Source organism: Streptomyces sp. NBC_00358 (assembly GCF_036099295.1).
Classification (GTDB): Bacteria; Actinomycetota; Actinomycetes; order Streptomycetales; family Streptomycetaceae; genus Streptomyces.
Genome location: NZ_CP107976.1, coordinates 3,718,433 through 3,733,282 on the forward strand (window position 1 = coordinate 3,718,433; position 14,850 = coordinate 3,733,282).

15 protein-coding genes are annotated in these 14,850 nt (G+C 71.4%); 9 read left to right on the forward strand and 6 right to left on the reverse strand.

Annotation, left to right across the window (positions count from 1 at the left end):
- The first annotated feature begins 120 nt into the window (after window positions 1–120).
- A complete protein-coding gene (locus OHT01_RS15455) occupies window positions 121–3,315 on the forward strand; it encodes a tetratricopeptide repeat protein (RefSeq protein ID WP_328553740.1) in 3,195 nt (1,064 codons plus the stop codon).
- 82 nt (window positions 3,316–3,397) lie between these two features.
- Here the strand turns inward: OHT01_RS15455 and OHT01_RS15460 are convergent, their stop codons facing one another.
- Window positions 3,398–3,676, reverse strand: coding sequence for a hypothetical protein (locus OHT01_RS15460; protein ID WP_443043399.1), 279 nt, complete (start codon window positions 3,674–3,676; stop codon window positions 3,398–3,400).
- Between the two features lies 1 nt (window position 3,677).
- Window positions 3,678–4,538, reverse strand: coding sequence for a mycothiol conjugate amidase Mca (mca, locus tag OHT01_RS15465; RefSeq protein ID WP_328558130.1), 861 nt, complete (start codon window positions 4,536–4,538; stop codon window positions 3,678–3,680).
- 172 nt (window positions 4,539–4,710) lie between these two features.
- Here mca and OHT01_RS15470 point away from each other — a divergent pair, with 172 nt between their 5' ends.
- Both OHT01_RS15470 and greA read left to right on the forward strand, forming a co-directional pair.
- Window positions 4,711–5,112: a DUF4307 domain-containing protein gene (locus tag OHT01_RS15470; RefSeq protein WP_328553742.1), complete on the forward strand. Its 402-nt coding sequence runs from the start codon at window positions 4,711–4,713 to the stop codon at window positions 5,110–5,112.
- 210 nt (window positions 5,113–5,322) lie between these two features.
- A complete protein-coding gene (gene greA / locus OHT01_RS15475; protein WP_328553743.1) occupies window positions 5,323–5,820 on the forward strand; it encodes a transcription elongation factor GreA in 498 nt (165 codons plus the stop codon).
- 87 nt (window positions 5,821–5,907) lie between these two features.
- Here the strand turns inward: greA and OHT01_RS15480 are convergent, their stop codons facing one another.
- The 3 genes from OHT01_RS15480 to ilvA all read right to left on the reverse strand — a co-directional run bounded on the left by OHT01_RS15480 (window position 5,908) and on the right by ilvA (window position 9,193).
- Window positions 5,908–6,765, reverse strand: a complete 858-nt coding sequence (locus tag OHT01_RS15480; RefSeq protein WP_328553744.1) for an ABC transporter permease — start codon at window positions 6,763–6,765, stop codon at window positions 5,908–5,910.
- On the reverse strand, window positions 6,762–7,772 hold the full coding sequence (locus tag OHT01_RS15485; protein ID WP_328553745.1) for an ATP-binding cassette domain-containing protein: 1,011 nt from the start codon (window positions 7,770–7,772) through the stop codon (window positions 6,762–6,764). The genes OHT01_RS15480 and OHT01_RS15485 overlap by 4 nt, the downstream gene beginning before the upstream one ends.
- A 191-nt stretch (window positions 7,773–7,963) precedes the next feature.
- Complete coding sequence (gene ilvA / locus OHT01_RS15490) at window positions 7,964–9,193, reverse strand: threonine ammonia-lyase (protein WP_328553746.1); 1,230 nt, start codon at window positions 9,191–9,193, stop codon at window positions 7,964–7,966.
- Window positions 9,194–9,358: 165 nt separating this feature from the next.
- Between ilvA and OHT01_RS15495 the strand changes: the two genes are divergently transcribed.
- From OHT01_RS15495 to OHT01_RS15505, 3 genes are all read left to right on the forward strand, one after another.
- Window positions 9,359–9,865, forward strand: coding sequence for a MarR family winged helix-turn-helix transcriptional regulator (locus OHT01_RS15495; protein ID WP_405918446.1), 507 nt, complete (start codon window positions 9,359–9,361; stop codon window positions 9,863–9,865).
- Between the two features lie 197 nt (window positions 9,866–10,062).
- Window positions 10,063–10,560, forward strand: coding sequence for a sigma factor-like helix-turn-helix DNA-binding protein (locus OHT01_RS15500; protein WP_328553748.1), 498 nt, complete (start codon window positions 10,063–10,065; stop codon window positions 10,558–10,560).
- Complete coding sequence (locus tag OHT01_RS15505) at window positions 10,557–10,808, forward strand: hypothetical protein (RefSeq protein WP_328553749.1); 252 nt, start codon at window positions 10,557–10,559, stop codon at window positions 10,806–10,808. The genes OHT01_RS15500 and OHT01_RS15505 overlap by 4 nt, the downstream gene beginning before the upstream one ends.
- Window positions 10,809–10,914: 106 nt before the next feature.
- Here the strand turns inward: OHT01_RS15505 and OHT01_RS15510 are convergent, their stop codons facing one another.
- Window positions 10,915–12,069 (reverse strand): cystathionine gamma-synthase, encoded by a 1,155-nt coding sequence (locus OHT01_RS15510; RefSeq protein WP_328553750.1) that lies wholly within the window; start codon window positions 12,067–12,069, stop codon window positions 10,915–10,917.
- 231 nt (window positions 12,070–12,300) lie between these two features.
- Between OHT01_RS15510 and OHT01_RS15515 the strand changes: the two genes are divergently transcribed.
- From OHT01_RS15515 to OHT01_RS15525, 3 genes are all read left to right on the forward strand, one after another.
- A complete protein-coding gene (locus OHT01_RS15515) occupies window positions 12,301–13,419 on the forward strand; it encodes a hypothetical protein (protein WP_328553751.1) in 1,119 nt (372 codons plus the stop codon).
- Window positions 13,420–13,808: 389 nt separating this feature from the next.
- Window positions 13,809–14,093 carry a hypothetical protein gene (locus tag OHT01_RS15520; protein WP_328553752.1) on the forward strand — a complete coding sequence of 95 codons (285 nt, stop codon included), beginning with the start codon at window positions 13,809–13,811 and terminating at the stop codon, window positions 14,091–14,093.
- Window positions 14,094–14,298: 205 nt separating this feature from the next.
- On the forward strand, window positions 14,299–14,490 hold the full coding sequence (locus OHT01_RS15525; RefSeq protein ID WP_328553753.1) for a hypothetical protein: 192 nt from the start codon (window positions 14,299–14,301) through the stop codon (window positions 14,488–14,490).
- Window positions 14,491–14,850 lie beyond the last annotated feature (360 nt).

Here is a 14,850-nt window from a genome sequence, read left to right on the forward strand (position 1 = left end):
GGGGAGGGCTCCGGCACCGGGCACCCGCGATCACGGCCAATGATCGACGCCCCCTCGCGCTCGCGTCCTCCCCGAAGGACACTCATAGGCCAGGGAGTTGCTGCCGGAGGGGGACGTCACATGCGGGACAGCCATCGGGCGGAGGCCGAGCGGCTGTTGGTCCGGGCCGTCGAGGAGGAGGTACGACGCTCCGGGGGGCGCGTGGACGGGAGCGCGCTGCTGTCGCGGGCGCGGTCCGCGCTCGACGCGATGGCGGAGACGGCCGCCGAGGAGTACACGGCGTACACCCGGGCGCTGGACGAGTCGGAGGCGGGGCGGCAGACCTTCGGGCAGCGGTTCGCCCGCGAGGGATCCGGAACTCCCTTGCTGGTGGCGGCTGTCGGCGCCCTCGCGGCCGTCGTCGCCGACCTCGCCCTCGGTACCGGCGCGGGCACGGCCGTCGGCACCGGCGCGACGGTCGCGGTGGCGGGCGCCACCGCGACCGTCCTGAAGGTGACGGCCTCGCACGTGCCCGCCGCGAGCCGCCGGGCCGGGGCGCTGGGGCAGCCGGGCGGTCCCGAGCAACTGCGCCTGCAATGGCTCACCGCCCTTGAGGTGCGGGGCGTCCGCCCGTTCCTCGATCAGCAGCGGGTGCTCAACGCCTCCACCGGCGCCAAGAAGGGCGCGCCCCAGTTGCGGCGCACCGACAAGAGCGCGGCGGCCCGCCGGCGCAGCGTGCTGGAGCAGTCCTTCGGTCAACTGCCCGAGCAGGAAGGCCCGTTCACCGGCCGTCGGACCGAGCTGGCGCGGGTCGCGCAGTGGGTGCACGCGGCTCGGGCGAGTACGGAGACGAAACCGACGGTCGTGGTGCTGCACGGCGCGCCCGGCTCCGGCCGCAGCACGCTCGCGATCCGGGCGGCGCACGCGCTCAAGGACCAGTTCCGCGGCGCGTGCGTGGTCGACCTGCGGGGCGACAGCCCCGACGATCCGCCGCTCCCCACCCGCGACGCGCTGCTCCACCTGCTGAACCGGCTCGGCGCCCCGCGCGAACAGCTCCTCTTCCGTGAGCGCTCCTCGCAGGACCAGCAGGTCAGACGGTTGAGCGAGTTGTATCACCAGCACCTGACGGGTCTGCCCGTGACGATCGTGCTGGACGACGCGAGCGACGCCGAGCAGGTGCGCACGCTGGTACCCGAGCGCTCGGAGAGCCTGGTCCTGGTGACCGCGCGGGAGCCCCTCGACCTGCCCGCCGACCTCCCCGCCTGGGTGCACCAACTCCCCGTCGAGGCGCTGGACGCGGCGGGCTCCGAGGAACTGCTGACCGCGGCCGCTCAGGACGCCTCCGGTCCCTACGACGCCGAATCCACCGACCGGATAAGGGAGTTGTGCGGCGGTCTGCCGCTGGCCCTGCGTGTCGCGGGCTCCTCGCTCGGCCCGCGCACCCCGCGCGCGCTCGCCACCGACCTCTCGGCCTACGGCCCCGTGGGACCCGTCGAGCGGGTGCTGTGGCTGCGCTACACGGACCAGTCGGACATGGCGCGCCGGCTGCTACGCCGACTGGCCCTCGCCGGTCGGGCCTCACTGGGCGCGGCAGCGGCGGCGTCCCTCCTCGCGACGGACGAACCGGAGGCCGTCCGTCATCTGACCGCCCTGTCCCGGGCGGGCCTGATCGACCATGTGCGCGGCAGCCGATATCGCCTGCACGATCTCGTGCGGACCTTCGCCACGGCCCGTCTCCTCGACGAGGAGGAGCCCTCCGAGCGCACGGCGGCGCAGGAGCGCCTGATCGTGAACTACGCGGAGCTCGCCGACTCGGTGATCCGGCTGGTGGACGGCAAGACGTCGACGCGCGCCGACCAGTTCGGGCCGCACGGCTTCACCTCCCTGGACGCGGCGCTGCGCTGGCTGGACGACGAGTCGAGCTTCATCACGGCGGCCCTGCGGCACGCGGAGGGGGTGAACCAGGCGGCGGTGCTCAACCTGCTGGGCGCCCTGTGCGACTACTGCCTGCTGCGCGGCGACCTCTACCGGCTGGGCGAGATCAGCGAGCTGACCCAGGCCGTCGACCAGGGGCTCCTCGTCCGCTCGGTGCAGTGGCGCACCGGTATCGCGGCCCGCCAACTGGGCGAGCTGGACAAGGCACGGACGACGCTGGCCGCGGTCGTGGACCTCTATTTCGAGGCCCACCACGACGCCGGGGCCGCCAGGGCGCTGTGCTCGCTCGGCATCACGCTGCACCACCAGGGCAACCTGATCGAGGCGGCGGCCAAGCTCCAGGAGGCCATGGACCTCCAGGCCGCCCCCGAGCTGGCGGCCGACCGCGCCTGGACGATGCACGCGCTGGCGGCGGTGGAACGCGACCGGTCCCGGCTGGCGCAGGCTCTCGACCTCCTCACCGAGGCCCTGGTCCTGCACCTCGAGAGCGGCTCGGTGCACGGCGAGGCCTGGGCCCACTTCCAGCTCGGCCAGCTGGGGCTGCGCATGGGTGACGTGCCGCGCGCCGAGCGTGAACTGCGCGAGGCGCTCGATCTGTACGGCCGGACGCGCGACTCCCGTGGCGAGGCCTGGGCGCTCACCCAGCTGGCCCGCGCCCGGCTCGTCGAGGGCGACCCGTCCGCGGCGGTCGACGGGCTGCGCCAGGCGGTCTCCCGGCACCGCGAGAACGAGGACGCGCGCGGCGAGGCCTGGACGGTGTACTACCTGGGCCAGTCCCTGGAGGAGACCGGCGACCTGGACCAGGCGGTGCGTGAGCTGGAGCGCTCCCGGACGATGTTCTCCCGGATGCGGGACGTCTACGGTCTGGCGTGCGCCCGTCACCACTCGGCGAGGGTGACCCGTGACCAGCGGGCCGCGCAGACGGGCTCGCTGCGGAACTCGGGCTTCGCCCGCCAGCTCCTCGTCGACGCCCGCGCGGACTTCCTGCGCATCGGGGTGGCGCACGGCGAGGCGTGGACGTGTCTGGAGCTCGCCGTCGTCGACGCGGGCAACGCCCGCACCCAGCAGGCTCTGGCCCTGTGCGAGGAGGCCCTCGGGCTGTTCGTCTCCTACGGCGACCGTCGCGGGGAGGACTGGGCCCGTTTTCTGCGCTGCACCCTGCTGCCGTACGCGGCCCCGGGCGGCCACGAGGTGGGCGCGGCGGTGGCTCAGGAGGAGCTGTCGCAGCTCGCGCGCGCCGGCCACCCCACGCGGGACGGCAGGCTGGACGACTTCATCGAGGCGTACCAGCTGCTGCTGGAGCGGGGAGTGGACCTGGACGCCGGCTGGCAGGCCTGGCGCCTGGGCATGGTCCCGGGACGTCACGCCCGCGATGTGATGGGCGTGCCGGTGACGACGTGACAATGCCGACGTGACGGCACGGGGGCCGGAACGCCGACGGGCCCGGTGCCCCCGCGGGGCCCGGGCTTGCGTGGGTGCCCGGTCAGCCCTTCGCGGGCGCGGCCTTCCCGCCGGAGCCGGTGCCGGCCTTGGGTGTACCGGAGGCGGACCGTTCGGCGCGGCCGGAGCCCGCCGCCTTGTCCTCGGGGTCCTGCTCGAAGGTGACCTTGCCCATGTGGCGGTTCATGGACTTCATCAGGCCCCAGACGGCCAGGGCCATCACCGCGAAGACGATGAAGCCGAGGACGCCGGGGGTGACCTTGTTCTCGTCGACCTCCTTGGCGAGGGGGACGAGGTGCGTCAGTGCCAGGCTTGCGCTCATGTCAGGCATTGTCGCGGATGCCCGCAAAGAGGTCGTCCTCGGGGAGGGATGTATCGACGAGGGACTTCGCGAGCTCGTACTCCTCGGTCGGCCAGACCGACCGCTGGATCTCCATCGGGACCTTGAACCAGCCGCCGTCGGGGTCGATCTGCGTGGCGTGCGCGATCAGCGCCTTGTCACGGATCTCGAAGAAGTCCGCGCACGGAACGTGCGTGGTCAGCGTGCGCTCGGCGCGCTCGAACTCGCTCCAGCGCTTGAGCCAGTCCCCGTACGGCGACTCCAGACCGTGGTCCAGGAGCGCGTGGTGCAGCGCCTCGGTGCGCGGGCGGTTGAAGCCCTGGTTGTAGTAGAGCTTCTGCGGCTGGAACGCCGTCCCGAACTCGGACTCCGGGTACTTCTCCGTGTCCGTCGCCCCCTCGAACGCCACCATCGAGATCTTGTGGGTCATGATGTGGTCGGGGTGCGGGTAGCCACCGTTCTCGTCGTACGTGGTGATCACCTGCGGGCGGAACGAGCGGATCTGCTTGACCAGCTCGCCGGCCGCCTTGTCGAGGTCCTCCAGGGCGAAACAGCCCTCGGGGAGCGGCGGCAGCGGGTCGCCCTCGGGCAGGCCGGAGTCCACGAAGCCGAGCCACTCCTGCTGGACGCCGAGGATCTCGCGGGCCTCGTCCATCTCCTTCTTGCGTACCTCGTGGATGTTCTCCTCGATGTACTTGTCGCCCTGAAGCTTGGGATTGAGGATGGAGCCGCGCTCCCCGCCCGTGCAGGTCACGACCAGCACGTCCACCCCCTCGGACACGTACTTCGCCATGGTGGCCGCGCCCTTGCTCGACTCGTCGTCGGGGTGGGCGTGAACGGCCATCAGTCGCAGCTGGTCAGTCAAGACTCAATCCTCGGTCGGTCGGCTGTCGCCTGAGTGGGTCGGCTGTAGGCGCCCGGCGTGAATCAGCGTTTCGGGCGGCTTCTATAGTGACGGAATCGGGGGGCGAATAATTCCGGGGTCCTTCTCACGGGCCCCGGCCGAGAGGACGATCATGACTACGGCGAGCGCGCGGCTGCCCGAGGGCCGGTACGGCCGCTCCGCGGACGGGCGTGCCGACCGGAAGCTCAGGATCATCGCAAGTGTGCTGGGCGCCTCCCTGATCGTGCTGGTCGGCTGGCTCGGCTACGACTACATCGCCGGGACCAAGATCAGCGCCCAGGTGATCACCTTCGCGGCGGTCTCGGACAGCGCGGTCGAGGTGCACCTGGAGGTCCACAAGGACTCGGGCACACACGGCTACTGCACCCTGCGTTCGCAGAGCGCGGACGGCATCGAGGTCGGCCGCGCCGACTTCCGCTTCGACCAGGACTCCTCCCGCCTCGACAAGGTGGTTACCCTGCGTACGACGGCCCGGGGCTCCACCGCGGAACTCCTCGGCTGTCACGCGGGCTGAGCGGCACCGCCGCTCCTGGCCCTACGGCAGCGACACCGGTCGGCATCACCCTCAAGACAGATGGCTGACCTGCGTCGATGTAATTCTGATGTCTTATGTCCTCGCCTCCGAGCCGCTGAATTGTTAGGCTCGTGGTTTCGCCCACCCGTGAGAGAACATGCTTCTGGGTAGGGCGATGCTTTGTATTCCCAGTACCTACGAGGAGCACCTGTGACCCAGACCAGTGAGAACGTCACCTGGCTGACCCAGGAGGCGTACGACCAGCTCAGGGCCGAGCTGGAGTACCTGTCTGGTCCTGCGCGCACGGAGATCGCCGCCAAGATCGCGGCCGCGCGCGAGGAGGGCGACCTGCGCGAGAACGGCGGGTACCACGCGGCCAAGGAAGAGCAGGGCAAGCAGGAGCTCCGAGTCCGCCAGCTGACTCAGCTCCTGGAGAAGGCCAAGGTCGGCGAGGCTCCCGCGGCGGACGGCGCGGTCGCCCCGGGCATGGTCGTGACCATCGCCTTCGACGGCGACGAGGACGACACCCTGGACTTCCTGCTCGGCTCTCGCGAGTACGCGAACTCCGCCATCGAGACGTACTCCCCGCAGTCCCCGCTGGGCTCCGGCGTGAACGGCAAGAAGGTCGGCGAGGACGCCCGGTACGAGCTGCCGAACGGCAAGCTCGCCTCGGTGAAGATCCTCAAGGCCGTGCCGTACCAGGGCTGAGCCCAGGACCAGCGACGACGACGATGCCCCCGGCCACGGGCCGGGGGCATCGTCATGTCCTTCCCGGTGTCCGGGTCGTTCCCGGCGTCAGGCCGTGGCCGAGCGGTACTTGCGGACCGCGAGCGTCCGGAAGATCACCACGATCAGGACGGAGTAGATCAGCGAGGCCCGGATCGAGTGCTGCATGGGCCAGGCCTGGGAGGTCGACACCCCGGGATTGGCGAACAGCACACGGCACGCCTGCACGGTGGCGCTGAACGGGTTCCAGTCGGCGACGTGCCGCAGCCAGGGGGTCATGTTGCTGGTGTCGACGAACGCGTTCGAGATGAACGTGACCGGGAAGAGCCAGATCAGCCCGCCGGAGGTGGCCGCCTCGGGCGTCCGCACGGACAGGCCGATGAGGGCGCCGATCCAGGTGAACGCGTAACCCAGCAGGAGCAGCAGCCCGAAGGCGCCGAGCACGCGGAACGCGTCGGTGCTGCCGTTCGAGCCGACCCGCCAGCCGACCATCACGGCGACGATCGCGAGGACCAGCAGGGTCAGCGCGGTCTGCACGAGGTCGGCCAGCGTGCGGCCGGTGAGCACCGCGCCACGCGCCATGGGCAGCGACCGGAAGCGGTCGATGAGGCCCTTGTGCATGTCGTCGGCTATGCCGGCGCCCGCGCCCGCGGTGGCGAAGGTGACGGTCTGGGCGAAGATGCCCGCCATCAGGAAGTTCGTGTAGTCGGTGGCGCTGGTGCTGCCGCCGATCTTCATGGACCCGCCGAAGACGTAGGTGAACAGCACCACGAACATGATCGGCTGAATAAGCCCGAAGATGACCATTTCGGGAATCCGGGACATTCTGATCAGATTCCGTCTGGCGATGACCAGGGAATCCCGGACGGACTGGACGACGGGGTTCGAGGGCGCCGTGACCTGCACGGCGTCGTTGACGGCGCTCACTTCGTGGCCTCCTTCTCGCTCTTGCCCTTCCGGGCGTCCGCAGGCCGACCGTCCTCCCCGGCCTTCTCCTCGGCCACATGACCGGTGAGGGAGAGGAAGACGTCGTCGAGGGTGGGGCGGCGCAGGCCGATGTCGTCGATCTCGATGCCCCGGGTGTCCAGCTCGCGGATGACCTCCGCGAGGAGCTTCGCGCCTCCGCTGACGGGCACGGTGAGCTTGCGGGTGTGCTCCTCGACCGTGGTCTCGCCCTTGCCGAAGCCGCGCAGCACCTCGGCGGCGGTCGCCATGTGCGCGCGCTCGTGCACCACGACCTCGACGCGCTCGCCGCCGGTCTGCGCCTTGAGCTCGTCGGCCGTGCCGCGGGCGATGACGCGGCCGTGGTCGACCACGCAGATGTCGTGCGCGAGGTGGTCGGCCTCTTCGAGGTACTGGGTGGTCAGCAGCAGCGTCGTACCGCCGGAGACGAGCTGCTTGATGACGTCCCACAACTGCTGGCGGTTGCGCGGATCGAGGCCGGTCGTCGGCTCGTCCATGAACATCACCGGGGGCGACACCACCAGGGCCGCCGCCAGGTCGAGGCGGCGCCGCATGCCGCCCGAATACGTCTTCGCGGTGCGGTCGGCGGCGTCGGCGAGGTTGAACTGCTCCAGGAGCTCGACCGCGCGGACCTTCGCGGCCTTCGCGCGCATCTGGTAGAGCTGTCCGACCATCTGGAGGTTCTCGCGGCCGGTCAGATACTCGTCGACCGCCGCGAACTGCCCGGAGAGGCCGACCCTGCGCCGTACGGCGTCGGGGTCCTTGACCACGTCGATGCCCGCGACGACCGCCCTGCCGCTGTCGGGCCGCAGCAGGGTCGTCAGACAGCGGACCGCGGTCGTCTTGCCCGCGCCGTTCGGCCCGAGCAGACCGAGCACGGTGCCTTCGGGAACATCGAGGTCGACGCCGTCCAGAGCCCTTACGTCACCGAAGGTCTTCACCAGGCCTTCGGCGTATATGGCGCCCGGCATGAGAGTTCTCCACGTCGTTGGGGATCATTCGGTCATGTGCGCGGTGCGGTTGGTCGCGATGGGAACAGTCTCCGGCCCGACGCCACCCGGCGCCGCTCCGGACGCGCACACGATAACGCGATGTATCGCGTCGCTCAACGGGATTTCTCCCGTCCGCCACGACCGGACCGACCGGGCGGACGGCTCCGACCTCAGTCGATGACCGTGTACCCCGCCTCGCGCAGCGCGCGATTCACCTCGGCGCAGTGGTCGTGCCCCTTCGTCTCCAGGTGCAGTTCGACCTCCACCTCGGTGAGACCCAGCCGCGGATCGGTCCGTACGTGGCTCACGTCCAGGACGTTGGCGTCGGCCACCGACAACACCCCGAGCAGCGTGGCCAGGGCGCCGGGCCGGTCCGTGAGCCGCAGCGTGACCGCCAGATAGCGGCCTCCCGCCGCCATGCCGTGCCGCAGGATGCGCTGCATCAGCAGGGGATCCACGTTCCCGCCCGACAGCAGCGCCACCACCGGGCCCTCGAAGGCCCCGGGATCGGCCAGCAGCGCGGCGACGGAACTCGCGCCGGCCGGCTCGACCACCAGCTTGGCGCGCTCCAGGCACAGCAGCAGCGCGCTGGACAGGTGGTTCTCGGAGACCGTACGGACCTCGTCGACCAGTTCCTCGACCAGGCGGAACGGCACGTCCCCGGGACGGCCGACCTTGATGCCGTCGGCCATCGTGGCCGGGTTCTCGATCGACACGGGCCGTCCGGCGGCCAGCGAGGGCGGGTACGCCGCCGCGCCCTCCGCCTGCACCCCGATGATCCGTACGTCGGGACGCAGCGACTTCACCGCGAGGGCCACACCGGCCGCCAGCCCGCCGCCGCCGACCCCCAGCACGATCGTGCGCACCTCGGGACACTGGTCCAGGATCTCCAGGCCGACCGTGCCCTGGCCCGCGATGATGTCGGGGTGGTCGAAGGGGTGGATGAACACGGCGCCCGTCTGCCGGGCGTACTCCTGCGCGGCGGCCAGCGTCTCGTCGACCACCTGCCCGTGCAGCCTCACCTCGGCGCCGTAGTCACGGGTGGCCGCGACCTTCGGCAGCGGCGCCCCGGTCGGCATGAACACGGTGGACCGCACCCCGAGCAGCGAGGAGGCGAGCGCCACGCCCTGCGCGTGGTTGCCCGCGCTCGCGGCGACGACCCCCGCGGCGCGCTCCTCCGGAAGCAGGCCCGCGATCCGCACGTAAGCGCCGCGCAGCTTGAACGATCCTGTCCGCTGGAGGTTCTCGCACTTGAACTGCACCGGCGCGCCCACGAGCTGGGACAAATACCTGCTGCCCTCCATCGCCGTAACCCGCGACACGCCCGTGAGCATCTTCTGCGCGCCGCGCACGTCGTCGAGAGTCACGCCGGGAAAGGAGTCAGCCGTGCTGTAGCTCATGACCGCCAGTCTCGCAGTTCACGCGGGCGCACTCCCGTCGTGACCACGCTCCGAGACTCGGTTTGCGCAGCCCCGGTACGGCCCGCGCCCCGGCCGCGTAACCTGTCCCCCAACCCAGCTCCCCACGCATGAATTGAGCCCCCGGCCATGCCCACAACACCAGAGATGTCGATGGACATGACGACCGTCGGTGACACCGGTCTTCTCGAAGCCCTGCAGCACGAGGTCGCGGTCTTCGCGCGCCGTGCGGAACAGACCCGGCTCGGCGGGGTGGGGCAGGTGCGCAACTCCATGGACCGTGCCGCTTACCTGCTGCTCAACCGTCTCGACAAGGAAGGGCCGATGGGCGTCAAGGCGCTCGCGGCGAGCATGGGGATCGACTCCTCGACGGTCACCCGGCAGGTCGCCCCGCTGGTCGACACCGGGCTCGTCAAGCGCACCTCGCACCCCGAGGACGGGCGGGCCGTGGTGCTCCAGCTGTCCCCGCGCGGCCAGGCCCGGCTCGACGAAGTGCGCACTTCCCGCCGTCAGTTGATGGCCGAGCTGACACACGAATGGGCGCCGGAGGAGCGTGAGGTGTTCTGCGCGCTCCTCACACGCTTCAACACCGCGCTCTCCGCCCGCCAGGCGTCCCAGGGCATGCCCGCGCCGGAGTCCGAGCCGAACTCCTGATCCGCGGGGCGAACGCTCGCCGTCCCGGGTGCTCCTGGACCCTCGTGTCCCGTCACGCGCGCGTGCATGTGCGCCGCACTCTTGACCGGAAGGCGCCACCTGGCCTCATATGAGACCGGGTCCTCGTCGTACACGGTGCGGCGGGTCGCACGCGGCCGCGGGCCCATCCTCAGGGTCGCCCTCAGGCGGGAGGCGTGTTGCGAGATCGGCGTGCGTCCCAAGGCGCCCGCCGGGCCCGGGAGTTCGAGGCGTTCGTCGCGGGCGCGGCAGGGCGGCTGCTGCATGCCGCCACGTTGCTCACGGCGGAACCCCGGGACGCCAACCCGCGCGCGCGGCGACTGCTGACACTGACCCTCGCCCATACGTACGCCTCCTGGGACAGGCTGCACGGCGAGGATCCCTACGACAGCGCCCGCCGGCAACTGGCCGGGCGCTTCCAGCGCGCCGCCTGGTACCAGTACGGGAGCTTCGGGCGGCACCGCCCCTCCCCCGACACCGTCCTGGCCCGGCTCACGCCCCAGGAACGGCTGGTCCTCGTCCTCAGGCTGTACGAGGGGGTCGCCGAGGAACAGGCCGCGGCCCTGCTCGGGCTCCCCACGGAACGTGTCCGGACGATCTGCGCCCGCGCCATGGCGACGCTGCTGCACCCGCCCCGCGGCCCCGCGCCGGCCCGGGTGGAGGTGGCGCCGTCATGAACCTGCCGGAGCGAGAGGCGACCGTACGGCGGATGCTGGAGCAGGCACCGCCGCCCCCGGTACCGCCGGACCTGTACGGCGAGGCCCTGCGCCGCGGAGGGCGCATGCTGCGCCGCAGGACGGTGGCCCGGCGACTGCTGTGGCTGCTGCTGCTCGCGGCGACGGTGGCCTTCTGCGTCTGGGCCGCGACGGCCCGTCCGTGGGTGGACCCGCCGTCGGAGACGACACCACCCCTGACCGGCTGGTGACCCGGCTCCACCACCGCCGGGCCGGTCGCCCGCCGGACGGACGGGGCTTCCGCGAGGCCGGTGGCCCGCGGAAGCCGTGCCCTTCCGGCCGGAGGGCGCCTCTCGGCTAGCCCAGGGCCTGCTGCAGGTCCTGGAGCAGGTCGTCGATGTTCTCGATGCCCACGGAGATGCGGACGAGGTCGGCGGGGACCTCCAGCGCCGAACCGGCCGCCGAGGCGTGCGTCATGCGTCCCGGGTGCTCGATCAGGGACTCCACACCGCCCAGCGACTCACCGAGCGTGAACACCTTGGCGCGGTTGCAGACCTCGACGGCCGCCTCCTCGCCGCCCGCGACCTGGAAGGAGACCATGCCGCCGAACGCCCTCATCTGCTTGGCGGCGATCTCGTGACCGGGGTGATCCGGGAGGCCCGGGTAGAGAACGCGCGTCACGCGCGCGTGCCGGGTCAGCATCTCCGCGACCCGGCCGGCGTTCTCGCTGTGCCGGTCCATGCGCACGGAGAGCGTCTTGGTGCCGCGCAGCACCAGCCAGGAGTCGAAGGGCCCGGCGACCGCGCCCATCGCGTTCTGGTGGTACGCCAGCTCCTCGCCGAGTTCCTGGTCCCCGGTGATCAGGGCGCCGCCGACGACGTCCGAGTGGCCGCCCATGTACTTGGTCAGGGAGTGCACGACGACGTCCGCGCCGAGCGCGAGCGGCTGCTGGAGGTAGGGCGTCGCGAAGGTGTTGTCGACGACGAGCCGGGCGCCCGCCTCGCGCGCGATCTGCGCGACCACGGCGATGTCCGTGATGCCGAGGAGGGGGTTGGAGGGTGTCTCGACCCAGATCGCCCTGGTCTTCGGGGTGAGGGCGGCCCGTACCGAGTCGGGGTCGCTGGTGTCGGCCACCGACCACTCCACGCCCCACCGGGAGACGACCTTCGCGAAGAGGCGGAAGGTACCGCCGTAGGCGTCGTTGGGGATCACCACGTGGTCGCCGGGGCTGAGCAGCGTACGCAACAGGCAGTCCTCCGCCGCCAGTCCCGACGCGAACGCGAGGCCGCGGCGACCGCCCTCCAGGGCGGCGAGGTTCTCCTCCAGGGCGGTCCTGGTCGGGTTGGCGCTGCGGCTGTACTCGTAGCCGCCGCGCAGACCGCCGACGCCGTCCTGCTTGTAGGTCGAGACCTGGTAGATCGGCGGGACGACCGCGCCGGTCAGGGGATCGGCGGTGTTGCCCGCGTGGATCGCGAGGGTCTCGAAATGCTGACTGATGTGCCTGTCGCTCATGAGTCACGAGCGTAGTGCTCCCCCGGGGTTCATGACGTGACGGAGCGGCGAAGGAGCCGATACCCGGGTCGGTGGCGGCCTGGAGACGGGTCGCGGACGGGGCTCGGACAGGCCGGAGACGGGCCGCGGACGGGCCAAAAGGGCCGGTGACAGGCCCGCGGACGGGACCTTCGCGGGCGGGTGACGGGACCGGGTTGGCCAATTGTCGGACCCGTCTGGTTCGCTTGAGCCATGCAGATTCTCTGGGTCCTGATGGCGCTGGCGATGTTCAGCCTGGTCCTGCTGCCGGTGTTCCGGCGCAGGCGCACCGGTGTACAGCTGGTCTCGCCCGGCGACCCGGACGCCGCGGACCCGGCGAACTACGGGTTCCTGCGCCAGGAGGAGCTGGACATCCGCATGCCGGGTCCGGACGCGGATCTGCTGAACGTCCTGGACGTGGTGCAGCGGACCCATGACTACCGCGCGGCCTCGCAGCTGCTGGCCGGCACGGAGACCGACGGCGAGACCCGCTGGCAGCGGGTGCAGGCCTTCGCGGGTGCCGCGTCGCTGGAACTCCAGCAGCGCCCCGGCGGGGTCAGCGAGACCCCCGGCGGCCAGTGGCTGCGGGTGTGGCGTGCCGAGACCCCCAAGGACGCGGGCGGCGCGGCGGTGCACGCCGAGTTCCTGGTGCAGCAGGCATGGCGGACCTCGACGCCGGGGACCGACGACTTCCGGATCATCATGGAGGAGGCACGGGCCGCGTGCGGCGACGCGGCACTGCTGTCCCCCGGCGACCCGGTCCCGTACATCATCGAGCTGTCGGTGGCCCGCGGACTCGCCTACTCCCAGCCGGAGTTCGAGAATCTCTGGCTGAAGATCCTGGACCGCGCGCCCACCCACATGGGCGCGCATCTGGCGGCCCTGCACTACTGGTGCGAGAAGTGGCACGGCTCGCGGGAGACGGCGTACGCGTTCGCGGAGGCCGCCGCGGCCCGCGCGCCGCAGGGCTCCCTGCTCGCGGCGATGCCGCTCTTCGCGGTCTTCGAGCACCTCCCCGAGGTGAACCTGGTCCGCAGCTTCTACCAGAGCGAGGTCGTGACCAAGGCCGTCCACGGCGCCCTGTACGCGGTCCACGCGGCCCGCCCCGACGACCCGATGCTCGCCCACGTCCGCCACCTGCTGGTCCTCTTCCTGGTCCGCGGCGAACGCTGGTCCGAGGCCATGAACCAGCTCGTGCACGTCGACGGCCATGTCGGCGCCCTGCCCTGGACCCTGACCGCCGACCCGGCCGCGGACTACGCGATATACCGGGCCCTGGCGGTGGCGGGCTACGAGGCGAACGGCGGAACCCCGGCGACGCTCTCGCACTGACGGCGGCCGTACCGATCCGCGACCGTGAGGCCCGGGTCGGCCGAGGTCTCGGCGGGTGTGCAGCAGGCGCCGACACCGCAGCACGCGGCGGCCGACCCGGCGGTCTCGCGGGATGCCGGTGTGTGAGCACGGCCTGACATGGATCGTCATGCCGCGTTCGCAGCCTCTTCCGGCTGCGGGCAGTTACCGCCCGAGGCTGCTCTGCTCCACGTCGATGCCGTCTCCTGGCAGACGTGCGCAGGGCCGGGCGTCCGGGCCGGCGGCCGCCGTTCGGATCACCCGAGGCAGCCCTTCAGGTGACTGCCGTACGCCTCATGAGCCAGGCAGTCGTCGCACGGGTACGACGTCTCAGCAGAGAGCGAACCCACAACGCCGTGAGGAGCTTGGCGATGTACGCAGCAGTCCGCCGGTACGAAGGGGTGACCGATTCGGCCGAGGCGGCTCGTCTCGTGAACGAGGGGTTCGTGGCGCTCATGCGCCAGGTCTCCGGCTTCGTGGCCTACTACTGGATCGACGCAGGGGACGGAGTGATGGTCTCGACCAGCGTCTTCCAGGACCGGGCCGGTGCCGAGGAATCGGTCTCAAGGGCCGCGGACTTCGTGCGGGACAACCTTGCGTCGCTGCTCCCCAACCCTCCCCAGGTCATGGCCGGCGAGGTGGTGGCTTCCGCATGACAGCGTTCGGTTCGCTTCAGCCCGAGCCGTGGAGACAGATACGAGCTGCCGCCGAAGTGGCGGGGCAACGGCCGCCGAACGAGGTCTACCTGGTCGCCGAGGTCAACGCGGGGGTCGCGGAACAAAGCCGCATCAGGCGGCGCGACTGTCCGGGCCGTCCGCCCGCAACTTCATTCGGCCCAAGGTCTTCGACGGGCTCGCGGGCATGGTCCACCAGCGCCTCGTCGAGTCCGGATACGCGAAACCGGACATCGCCTGGTCGGGGCAGCCTGGACTCATTCTGCCCGAGTCCTGGGAGAAGGGCATGGACGACGCCATCGACGCCGCCGTCGCCGACACGCCCGACACCGCCCCGCTGCGCGCCCTGCTCGTGAGCCCCCGCTGCGTTTCCGCGTAGTCGCCTGTTCGACCCGGCGGCCGGTCACGATCGCCGATCGACGGTCGACGGAACGATCAAGTCCGCTTCAGCCCGACGAACGGCTGCGCCCCATGGGGCACGCGGCAGCACGGACTTGCCTGGCCCCGTCATCGTCGGGGTGGTGCCGCGGCCGAGTCGTCCGGGCCGGTTCGGGCAAGCGGGGAGGGGACGGCCGTGAACACGCGCCATGGCGACTCCCGCCGAAGCGCCTTCGCCGGCCTGCGTCACGGAGTGGTCCCGAGCCGTCGCCACCTCCTTCCCTGCGGGCGTTAGCCCGCACACGCCGAGCGCCGCGATGTCACTCCTGTCGAACCGCCGAGCCGAGAGGAACGGGAGAGT

Excerpts from the sequence above, each read along its gene's own strand:
- OHT01_RS15455 (WP_328553740.1), top strand. The coding sequence starts at position 121 with ATGCGGGACAGCCATCGGGCGGAGGCCGAGCGGCTGTTGGTCCGGGCC.
- OHT01_RS15460 (WP_443043399.1), bottom strand. The coding sequence starts at position 3,676 with ATGAGCGCAAGCCTGGCACTGACGCACCTCGTCCCCCTCGCCAAGGAG.
- mca (WP_328558130.1), bottom strand. The coding sequence starts at position 4,538 with ATGGCCGTTCACGCCCACCCCGACGACGAGTCGAGCAAGGGCGCGGCC.
- OHT01_RS15470 (WP_328553742.1), top strand. The coding sequence starts at position 4,711 with ATGACTACGGCGAGCGCGCGGCTGCCCGAGGGCCGGTACGGCCGCTCC.
- OHT01_RS15485 (WP_328553745.1), bottom strand. The coding sequence starts at position 7,772 with ATGCCGGGCGCCATATACGCCGAAGGCCTGGTGAAGACCTTCGGTGAC.
- ilvA (WP_328553746.1), bottom strand. The coding sequence starts at position 9,193 with ATGAGCTACAGCACGGCTGACTCCTTTCCCGGCGTGACTCTCGACGAC.
- OHT01_RS15495 (WP_405918446.1), top strand. The coding sequence starts at position 9,359 with ATGTCGATGGACATGACGACCGTCGGTGACACCGGTCTTCTCGAAGCC.
- OHT01_RS15505 (WP_328553749.1), top strand. The coding sequence starts at position 10,557 with ATGAACCTGCCGGAGCGAGAGGCGACCGTACGGCGGATGCTGGAGCAG.
- OHT01_RS15510 (WP_328553750.1), bottom strand. The coding sequence starts at position 12,069 with ATGAGCGACAGGCACATCAGTCAGCATTTCGAGACCCTCGCGATCCAC.
- OHT01_RS15515 (WP_328553751.1), top strand. The coding sequence starts at position 12,301 with ATGCAGATTCTCTGGGTCCTGATGGCGCTGGCGATGTTCAGCCTGGTC.
- OHT01_RS15520 (WP_328553752.1), top strand. The coding sequence starts at position 13,809 with ATGTACGCAGCAGTCCGCCGGTACGAAGGGGTGACCGATTCGGCCGAG.
- OHT01_RS15525 (WP_328553753.1), top strand. The coding sequence starts at position 14,299 with ATGGTCCACCAGCGCCTCGTCGAGTCCGGATACGCGAAACCGGACATC.